This window comes from Syntrophorhabdaceae bacterium, from assembly GCA_036504895.1.
Lineage (GTDB): Bacteria > Desulfobacterota > Syntrophorhabdia > Syntrophorhabdales > Syntrophorhabdaceae > PNOM01.
This window is the reverse complement of the sequence record DASXUJ010000122.1, coordinates 1-9,128: the sequence shown is the minus strand read 5'-3', so window position 1 is coordinate 9,128 and position 9,128 is coordinate 1. Positions and strand designations below refer to the sequence as shown.

At 51.7% G+C, this 9,128-nt stretch carries 9 protein-coding genes; 8 read left to right on the top strand and 1 reads right to left on the bottom strand.

Going from position 1 to position 9,128, the window contains the following annotated elements:
* From VGJ94_17515 to VGJ94_17490, 6 genes are all read left to right on the top strand, one after another.
* On the top strand, positions 1 to 633 hold a 633-nt coding region (locus VGJ94_17515), incomplete at its 5' end, for an ACT domain-containing protein (GenBank protein ID HEY3278418.1).
* A 215-nt stretch (positions 634 to 848) separates the two neighbouring features.
* Positions 849 to 2,699 carry an ATP-dependent zinc metalloprotease FtsH gene (gene ftsH / locus VGJ94_17510; protein HEY3278417.1) on the top strand — a complete coding sequence of 617 codons (1,851 nt, stop codon included), beginning with the start codon at positions 849 to 851 and terminating at the stop codon, positions 2,697 to 2,699.
* The gene (locus tag VGJ94_17505; GenBank protein HEY3278416.1) at positions 2,656 to 3,555 is read left to right on the top strand and encodes a hypothetical protein; all 900 of its coding nucleotides are present in this window, start codon (positions 2,656 to 2,658) and stop codon (positions 3,553 to 3,555) included. The genes ftsH and VGJ94_17505 overlap by 44 nt, the downstream gene beginning before the upstream one ends.
* A 1-nt stretch (position 3,556) precedes the next feature.
* Positions 3,557 to 3,775: a zinc ribbon domain-containing protein gene (locus VGJ94_17500; protein HEY3278415.1), complete on the top strand. Its 219-nt coding sequence runs from the start codon at positions 3,557 to 3,559 to the stop codon at positions 3,773 to 3,775.
* A 70-nt stretch (positions 3,776 to 3,845) separates the two neighbouring features.
* Complete coding sequence (tilS, locus tag VGJ94_17495) at positions 3,846 to 5,237, top strand: tRNA lysidine(34) synthetase TilS (protein ID HEY3278414.1); 1,392 nt, start codon at positions 3,846 to 3,848, stop codon at positions 5,235 to 5,237.
* Positions 5,238 to 5,553: 316 nt separating this feature from the next.
* Complete coding sequence (locus VGJ94_17490; protein HEY3278413.1) at positions 5,554 to 6,744, top strand: pyridoxal phosphate-dependent aminotransferase; 1,191 nt, start codon at positions 5,554 to 5,556, stop codon at positions 6,742 to 6,744.
* 67 nt (positions 6,745 to 6,811) lie between these two features.
* On the opposite strand, the gene VGJ94_17485 is transcribed toward VGJ94_17490, so the two are convergent.
* The gene (locus VGJ94_17485; protein ID HEY3278412.1) at positions 6,812 to 7,234 is read right to left on the bottom strand and encodes an NUDIX hydrolase; all 423 of its coding nucleotides are present in this window, start codon (positions 7,232 to 7,234) and stop codon (positions 6,812 to 6,814) included.
* A 372-nt stretch (positions 7,235 to 7,606) separates the two neighbouring features.
* On the opposite strand from VGJ94_17485, the gene VGJ94_17480 reads away from it, so the two are divergent.
* On the top strand, positions 7,607 to 8,587 hold the full coding sequence (locus tag VGJ94_17480; GenBank protein ID HEY3278411.1) for an NAD-dependent epimerase/dehydratase family protein: 981 nt from the start codon (positions 7,607 to 7,609) through the stop codon (positions 8,585 to 8,587).
* A gap of 15 nt (positions 8,588 to 8,602) precedes the next feature.
* Positions 8,603 to 9,128 (top strand): aminotransferase class I/II-fold pyridoxal phosphate-dependent enzyme (locus VGJ94_17475; GenBank protein HEY3278410.1); only part of this gene is annotated, 526 nt, incomplete at its 3' end.

The window sequence follows — 9,128 nt, the reverse complement described above, 5'->3', positions numbered from 1 at the left end:
TATTTTACCCTCGTGGAAAAAATGGGAAAACTTGCCGCCCAACTGGCCAAAGGAAGGCCCGAAGAGATAAAGGTGGTCATGGTGGGCAAGAACTTCGAAGAGGACCTGTGCGAGAGGAAATTCGACGTGCCTTTCAGCTATCAGCCTTTTACCATCGGTGCATTAAAAGGGTTCCTGGATGTGAGTCTGAAAGAGGCGGTAACCTTCATCAACGCCCCCTATCTCGCAAAAGACAGGGGGATAGTGGTGGTGGAAGCAAAGACGGAGCAGTACGACAAATTCAACGACCTGATCCTCTTCGTCCTGAAGACCGACCTGGAGGAGATCAGCATCGCAGGCACGGTTTTTGCCGATAAATTGGGACGCATTGTGCTCCTTAACGGGTTCCACCTGGATATAATTCCGGAAGGGGCTTTCCTCCAATTCAGGATCTCCGACAGGCCCGGCATTATCGGCAAGGTCGGTACGATCCTCGGTAACTACAATGTCAATATCGCGGGTCTCGGAGTCTCCCGTCCCATCAGCGGAGAAGAAGTGGCTTTTGTTTCCGTGGACAATCCGATCGAAGAAGAAGTGCTCGAGGGGATTCTGGGAATAGACGGAATGATCGAAGCCAAACTGATCGATCTCTAAACCCGGTTTCAAAAAAAGATTCACCGCTGGAGATGGTCCCTGCCGAGAGACCGTCGATCATTGCCGTTCCCCTTTTCCTCTCTACGCCCAAAAAAGGATAAGCCCTTTCAAAACAGGCGCTTTTCTGCTAAACTTTCTTCATGGCACCGAGAAAACGCGCCACGCCTTCAAAGCAGAAGAAGAATATTTTCCTTGATATTAAGGATAAATCAAAGATGAAGAGCCCGGGCGCGAGAAACTTCACCTTTATCTATTTTATCCTCGCCCTTATCGGTATCGTGGTGATCAACAGCTATTTTTTCAGGACGGAAGTAAAAACTATTGCCTATAGTGAATTTAAAGAGCTGGTGGCCAAGGGCAAGATCAGCGATGTGGTAGTCGACACCGATACCATTCAGGGTAATCTCACCCTTGAAGACGGAAAAAAAACCCCCTTTATGTCGAGCAGGGTGGAAGACCCCGATCTGGTAAAAGACCTTCAGAAGTCGGGGATCAAATTCTCGGGCTACTACGAAAATAAGATTCTGAAAGGCGTTATCTCCTGGGTCCTGCCTCTCGTCATCATCATCGTCATCTGGAACCTCCTCATGAGGCGGATGGGAGGCGCTCCCTCCAGCGTCCTCAATTTCGGAAAGAGCAGGGTACGGATTTACGGCGAAGATGAGATTAAAATCACCTTTAAAGATGTCGCAGGAGTGGACGAAGCGAAGCAGGAACTCGAAGAGATCATAGAATTCCTGAGGACGCCACAGAAATTCACAAGTCTGGGGGGTAAAATTCCCAAAGGCATACTCCTCGTAGGCCCGCCGGGCACGGGAAAGACGCTCCTCGCCAAAGCGGTGGCAGGGGAGGCAAAGGCGCCCTTCTTCAGCATGAGCGGTTCCGATTTTGTCGAGATGTTCGTGGGAGTGGGAGCTTCCCGGGTGAGGGACCTCTTTGCCCAGGCGCAGCAGAAGGCGCCCTGCATAATCTTCATCGATGAGCTTGACGCCCTTGGAAAAGCGAGAGGAATGAACCCGCTCTCTTCCCATGACGAAAGGGAGCAGACCCTTAATCAGCTGCTCGCCGAAATGGACGGTTTTGACACGAAAGCGGGCGTCATCATTATGGCGGCGACGAACAGACCGGAGATACTCGACCCCGCCCTTCTCCGGCCCGGAAGATTCGATCGCCACATTCTCGTTGACAGACCTGATATTAAGGGGCGAGAGGAGATACTCGCGGTCCACGTACGCCAGGTGAAGCTTTCAAAGGAGATAGATCTCAAAGTAGTGGCTGCGAGGACCCCCGGTTTTGTCGGCGCCGATCTTGCGAACCTCGTCAACGAAGCGGCCCTTCTCGCGGCACGGAAAGGTAAATCGTCGGTCGGCATGGCCGAATTCGAAGAATCTATCGACAGGGTGGTCGCCGGGCTCGAGAAAAAGCAGAGGGTAATGAGCAAGAAGGAGAAGGAAATAGTCGCCCATCATGAGACAGGCCATGCGCTGGCTGCGGAGCTCCTCGAGACCACGGACCAGGTGCACAAGATCTCCATAATACCCCGGGGCATCACCGCCCTCGGTTATACGATGCAGCTTCCCACCGAGGACCGGTATCTGATGACCAAGACGGAGCTACTCGACAGGCTGTGCGTGCTTCTCGGCGGCAGGGTTGCGGAAGAGACGATTTTCGGCGAGGTGTCGACCGGGGGTCAGAACGATCTCGTGCGCGCCACCGATATTGCAAAATCGATGGTAAAAGAATATGCCATGAGCGAGAAGCTCGGCCACATCACATTCGAGCCCGAGAGAAAGCCCCTTTTTCTGGACCTGGGGGCATCGTCTTCCCGCGATTACAGCGAGGCAACGGCACAGGAGATTGACGGCGAGATCAGAAGCATTGTGGAAAAGTGTTACGGTAAGGTGAAGACCCTGTTAAGTGAAAAGAAGACGCTCCTCGAGAAGGTGGCGAAGGTGCTTCTGGAAAAGGAGACCATTGAGGGCGAGGATCTGAGACGGCTCATTAAAGGACACGAAGAGGAAAATGAACAAGGGAAACTTAGAGAAACGGCAGATCGATCTGATTAAGGAATCTATCTGCGTCTTCACGAAGTGGGAGGAATGCAGGACCCTTTATAAAGAAGGGCTACTTTCCTTTGCCAAAATAGAAGACTTCGTGGACGACAGAGGCGGAAGCTGCCTTTTCAGGCTCAAGGAGATGTGTCACGGTCTTTTCAGGAATTCAAACGAGGCGAGTTATAAGGAGAAATTTTACGACATTACGGTAGGCTATATATTTCATGAAGCGATGAAGCTGAGAGAGAACCTCTATCAAATGGAGTATTATAAGCCGAAACACGATATCGATGCACACGAGCTTACGCCCCTTGAAAAGAAGATCGTTCATGAGATCGGCTCCCTTATTACGAAGGCCGAGAAGAGAACAGAGGAAGGTTTGAAACAAATAAAGGTCCTCTCCAGGGAACTCGTGGAACAGCTCAAGGACCTTATAAAGGTTTATAAAAATAATTACCTTATACCCCGGTTCATGTTTGAAAACGAAAAAACCCTCGTCCGTCTCTTCGGGAAGAAAGGCTTCGAAACTCTCCTCAATGATATGTATAAAGACGGCCGCTTATTGCTCATGTTCAAGGCCGCCCAAAGTTATCTGGAAAGTGAATATTACGGTCTCGCACGGGACCTTTTCCAGAGGGTGGGAAGGATTGACGGAAAGAACAAAACGGCCCTGTTCCTCTATCTCTATACCTCCGCTTTTCATTTTTACTTCAAGAACAGGTTTTTGAGGTCCCGCAACTATGCCGAGAAGGCCCTGGCGTTCACGGGAGTCTCTCGCTCGAGAGTCTACCGGGAAGCCCTCGAAGCACTGGTGACAGAGCTTTCCAAAGAGATGAAAGGTCCGAAGAAGCGGCCGGAGGAGATGTAGAATGCCTATTTATGAATATAGATGTGAAAAATGCGGCAACGAATTCGAGCTCATCGTCTTCAGAAACGATGAGCCGGAATGTCCGGCGTGCGGCGATAAGGCGCCCACGAAAAAAATGTCGTCCTTCGGGTTCTCGGCGGGGAGCAAATTTAAATCATCGGGATCAGGCTCGGGATGTGGCGGCTGCTCCTCCTCCAATTGCTCGTCCTGTTCCTCGTGAGCCTCTTATTCCAATCCGACCTGTCCCGGGGTAAGTCCGTTTTTTCTGACCCCTTCCCAGTGCCCCGATCGTGAACCTCACCACCGGCATCGCCCGTATTATCCAACAGGAGAGGCTCATTGCCTCCGGCGAAAAGGTGCTTCTCGGCCTCTCGGGAGGAATCGACTCAACAGTACTCCTCCACGTACTCCTCGAGATCAAATCTGCCCTTTCCTTTGACATAGGCATTGGCCACGTAAACCACCTCCTGAGGAATGAGGAATCGCTGAGGGATGAGGAGTTCGTAAGGTCCCTGGCAGAGCGCTTTTCCCTCCCCTTTCATGTGGCCAGGGTGAATGTGAGGCAGATAGCGGCTGATTCCGGAAAGTCCTTGCAACATGCGGGCAGAGACGTGCGTTACCGGTTTTTCACAGAGACGGCAATGCTTCATGGCTATCATAAAATAGGTGTGGCCCACACGCTGGACGATCAGGTGGAGACCTTTATCCTGAGAATAATAAAAGGCACGGGCATGAGGGGGCTTTCCTCGATTCCTATAAAAAGAGACAACATCATCCGGCCTTTTCTCCACACGGAAAGGTCGGACATAGACGCCTACAGGAAAGCCCATGATATACCCTTTGTGGCCGATTCATCGAATGAAAAAACTGTGTACGAAAGGAATTTCATCAGGAAACGGGTCATTCCGCAGATGGGAGAATTGAACCCTGCCTTCAGAAAAAAGATATTCCTTCTTCTCGGGGACCTCACCGCGATAAACGCGACCCTGGAGGAACAGACAGAGACGGTCGTGGGAACGGCGGTGTGTGGACCGGAAGGGGACGTTTCCCTGCCCGTGGACAGGCTCGTCAAGCTCGACGCCGAGACCAGGTTCAGGGTCCTGGCTCATCTCCTCGGACGTCTCGAGCCGGGCTTTCTCCCTCTGAGGGAGCATATGGCTCAGATCGAGAAGGTCCTCCGGGGGCAAAGACCCAATCTTGAAACCGCGCTGCCCCACCGGATAAGGGTGAAGAAAACCTATGGAACCCTCATTCTCACGAAGAAGACCCAATCACCCCCTGTGGGAGATACATATTCGGTCTTCGAAAAAGGGATTACCGTCTGCGAGGCCCTGGGTGTGACCTTTGGGTCGGAAGAATTTTCCGGGGGCACGGGGGGTATCGCCTTTTCTCCCGGTCCTTTTTCAGCCTATTTTGACGGGGAGAGCCTGGGGCCCCTCAGGGTGAGGACGTTTCGAGAGGGGGACAGGTTCACGCCCCTTGGTATGAGGCAGAGGGTGAAGCTTAAGGATTTCTTCATGTCCCGCAAGATTCCCAGAGAAGAAAGGAGGCATATCCCTCTTCTCCTCTCGGAGGACCGCATCATCTGGGTCGTCGGCTACCGGATAGACGAGCATTATAAGGCGACAAGGGAAACACGTCGCATCGTGCACATCTTCGCCGAGGTTGGCGGCTCTTCATGACGGCTGTTGTTGGTCCTCCCTTCGCTGTCAACCTTAATGCAAATTTTGATTGACATCAAAGAGGGGTATGGTATAAAAAATAACCTCAGCGAATCCGGAAGTCGGGACCCGCATCGAATCAAATAAAGAGAGAAGCGGAATTCGGGCAGATTACCACGCACGACAGATAACCGGAATAATGCATCATGAGCCGAGTGGGAGAGAGGGGAATATCCCCGTACCTTCCTTGCGGAGGAAATACTGGTGTAACTCATCTTCCGGGCCGGTTCTTGAGATAAGGTCAAGGAGAGTATAATCAAACAGAAGGAGTTTTGACATGTTATCACAGAGGGCTCAGGCATTAAAACCATCACCTACTCTTGCGATCAGCGCCAAGGAAAAAGCGCTGAAGGCCCAGGGGATCGATATTGCCGGTTTCGGGGCAGGCGAGCCTGATTTCGATACTCCCGAGCACATAAAAAAGGCGGCCATTGACGCCATACATGCGGGCTTCACCAAATATACCCCCGTGGCGGGGATAGATCCCCTGAAAGACGCCATAATAGAGAAATTCAAGAAAGATAACGGCCTCGAATATAAGCGGGAAGAAGTCATCGTCTCCTGCGGAGGAAAACATTCCCTCTACAACCTGTTTCAGGCAATATTGGGCGACGGCGACGAGGTGCTGATCCCAGCCCCTTACTGGGTATCTTACCCTCCCATGGTGGAGCTTGCCGGGGCAAAACCGGTAATAGTCGAGACCTATGAGGAGGAGGATTACCAGATTACCGCCTCTATGCTCAGGAAGCACGTGACGGACAGGACCAAAGCGATAGTCCTCAATTACCCTTCCAACCCGGCGGGCTCGATCTATACCCTGAAGAACCTGGAGGAGATCGGAAAGCTTGCAGTGGAAAAAGATTTCTACATCATATCCGATGAAATTTACGAGAAACTCGCCTATGACGAGTATGTCCATAAAAGCATCGCTTCCCTCGACCGCTCCTTTAAAGAGAGGACGATCATCGCCCATGGGGTCTCCAAGACCTATTCCATGACAGGGTGGCGTATCGGCTTCGCCGCCGGACCTAAAGATATTATAAGCGCCATGTCGAATATCCAGAGCCAATCCACCTCGAACCCCACTTCGATCGCTCAGAAGGCGGCGGTGGCGGCCCTTACCGGTCCTCAGGAGAGTATTGCCATGATGCTCGAGCAGTTCAAGAAGCGCAGGGATTTTCTGGTCACGGGGTTTGCAGGCATTCCAGGGGTCACATGTTACAACCCTAAAGGAGCATTTTACGTATTTCCCAATTTCAGCGCCATACTGGGCCGCTCCTACAAGGGAACAAAGATAGAGAACTCTACGGCCCTCACGGCGCTCCTTCTCGAAGAGTTCCACACCGCAGTCGTACCCGGCATCGAATTCGGAAAGGAAGGCCATTTGAGGCTCTCCTTCGCCACGTCCATGGAAATAATCGAGAAGGGGTTCGACAGGATCAGGAAGGCGGTAGCCTCACTGGCCTGAAGGCAGACATAAATGATTTCATGAAAATGCCACGGGCTGCGCTCCGTGGCATTTTTCACAAAAAAACTCAAATTTCACGCGGTTTGTCGCCCGTCCGGGCATATTCGAAATAATCCGAGATAATTCTCCTGTGGTCAAAGGCAATGAGGTCCGGCAGGTCATCTTCGCGAAAGATCGCCGCCCGCCTCGCATCATCCCTGCCCATGAGGGAACCGCTCCCTCGGGCGATAAATACCACGGACGCAGTGTGAAACCGGGGGTCCCGGTCGGGCCGGGAATAGACGTGAAACTGGCCGTCCAGGTCGACGTCAAGAGATGTCTCCTCTTTAGCCTCTCTCTTTGCCGCCTCCTCAACGGATTCCCCTATATCCACAAAACCGCCTGGAAGGGCCCAACCGGCGGGAGGGTTCTTTCTCTCGATAAGGACAATGCCCTCACCGAACCTGATAATTATATCTACCGTGAGGAAGGGTGTTTTGATCTCTCCCATGGTACGTCGCGTCTCTCTTTCCGCCGGATACCGGCATTGCCCGGAAGCATAACCTTAAATTAATATATACACGGCATGGAATCTTTGCCATGATAATTTTTAGTGATTAAAATACCGACAACCAGTGAAAAGACCTTTTTTTAATGTTCTGATAAATCCTCAAAAGGACTTCTATTTTATCTTGACTGATAGGGTTACAACCTGTTTAAAATAGTTTACCTTTCGAAGCATGTTCCACGGCCGAAACCCAGTGGGAAGGCTGAACAAAAAATGAATACCTGAGGCGCCGGCAACTGCTTCTTCTATTGTTCTTGTCTGCAAAGGGAAATTCAGTTTTCCGTTGGTTTAGGTGCACATAAAGGAGAAGGGCCAGTGAAGGCGTTGGTCACGGGAGCGAACGGGTTTATCGGAAGCCATCTGGTTGAAAAGCTGACGCGTTGCGGGACGGAGGTGACCTGCCTGGTGAGGCGCACGGGTGATCTCGGATGGCTCGAAGCATTACCGGTCAATTTTGCATATGGCGATTGTGGCGACAGGAGATCGCTGGCAACTGCCGTGTCAGGAGTGGATTGTGTCTATCATTTAGCCGGTGTGACGAGGGTAAGACGGGAAGAGGAATTTTTTACGGTAAACGGCGTCGGTACGGAGAACCTGATTCGGACCTGTCTGGACCGGAACCGGTCGCTCCAAAAATTTGTCTACCTTTCGAGCCAGGCTGCTTCCGGCCCGGGCATTGAAGGAGGGATGAAGACTGAAGGTGATCCTGATTCTCCGGTTTCATCTTACGGGAGAAGCAAACGGATCGGAGAAGAAGCCGTGCTGGCTCACAGGGATCGGATCAGGGTTACCATTCTTCGCCCCAGCGCGGTGTATGGACCACGGGACCGCGATTTTTTATCCCTTCTGAAGCTAATCACAAGAAAAATCACGTTCAGTCCCCGCAACATAACCCAGTGGATCAGCATGTGCTTCGTGAGCGATTTGGTGGATTCACTGGTAATGGCGGGCAAGGCCGGAGCGGGAGACGGCGAGGTCTTCTTCATCTCCGACGGCGCCCGTTACAGGACGGAAGAAATATGCGATATCTTTTCAGCTGCCATGAATACAAAGGCATTCCGGTTGTCGGTGCCGGGATGTGTAATTCGGGGAATAGGTGCGGTGAGCGAGGCTATGTCCCGTGTGACCGACCGGCCCTGTTTGCTTACGCGCGATAAGGCGAGAGAAATGATGCAGGAAAATTGGACCTGTGATATTACTAAAGCCAAAAATATGTTAGAATACAGTCCGAAGATCGATCTCGTTCATGGGGCGGGGGTCACCGTCGATTGGTATCAAAAAAACAATTGGTTATAAGGCAAACAGCACATAATGGATATTTTTGATAAATGTACTAAATTTGTCGACCAGATCCGGGAGCTTCGGGAGTCAGGGAATTATTTTTACTTCCGCGAAATAGAATCACCCCAGGATTCGGAGGTCATTGTAGGGGGGCGCAGGGTGATCATGGTCGGCTCCAATAATTATTTGGGCCTGACCTGCCACCCCAGGATAAAGGAAGCCGCAGTCGAGGCCCTGCAAAAATACGGCAGTGGCTGTGCCGGCTCCAGGTTCTTGAACGGCAACCTTGCGATACATGAGGAATTCGAAAGGAAGTTGGCCCATTTTTTCAAAAGGGAAGCCGCGCTGACTTTTGCCACCGGATACCAGACTAATGTGGGGACCATCTCGGCTCTTCTGGGCAGAAATGATTGCGCCATTCTCGACAAATATGACCATGCAAGCATCATCGACGGGTGCAGGTTGTCCTTCGGCCACCCAAAAAAGTACCGTCATAACAACATGGCGGATCTGGAACGCATTCTCGAGGCTACCAAGGATTACAGCCAATTGATTA

Bases quoted from the DNA above. Each gene is read 5' to 3' on its own strand.
- VGJ94_17485 (HEY3278412.1), bottom strand. From the start codon at position 7,234: ATGGGAGAGATCAAAACACCCTTCCTCACGGTAGATATAATTATCAGG.
- VGJ94_17490 (HEY3278413.1), top strand. From the start codon at position 5,554: ATGTTATCACAGAGGGCTCAGGCATTAAAACCATCACCTACTCTTGCG.
- VGJ94_17500 (HEY3278415.1), top strand. From the start codon at position 3,557: ATGCCTATTTATGAATATAGATGTGAAAAATGCGGCAACGAATTCGAG.
- VGJ94_17505 (HEY3278416.1), top strand. From the start codon at position 2,656: ATGAACAAGGGAAACTTAGAGAAACGGCAGATCGATCTGATTAAGGAA.
- ftsH (HEY3278417.1), top strand. From the start codon at position 849: ATGAAGAGCCCGGGCGCGAGAAACTTCACCTTTATCTATTTTATCCTC.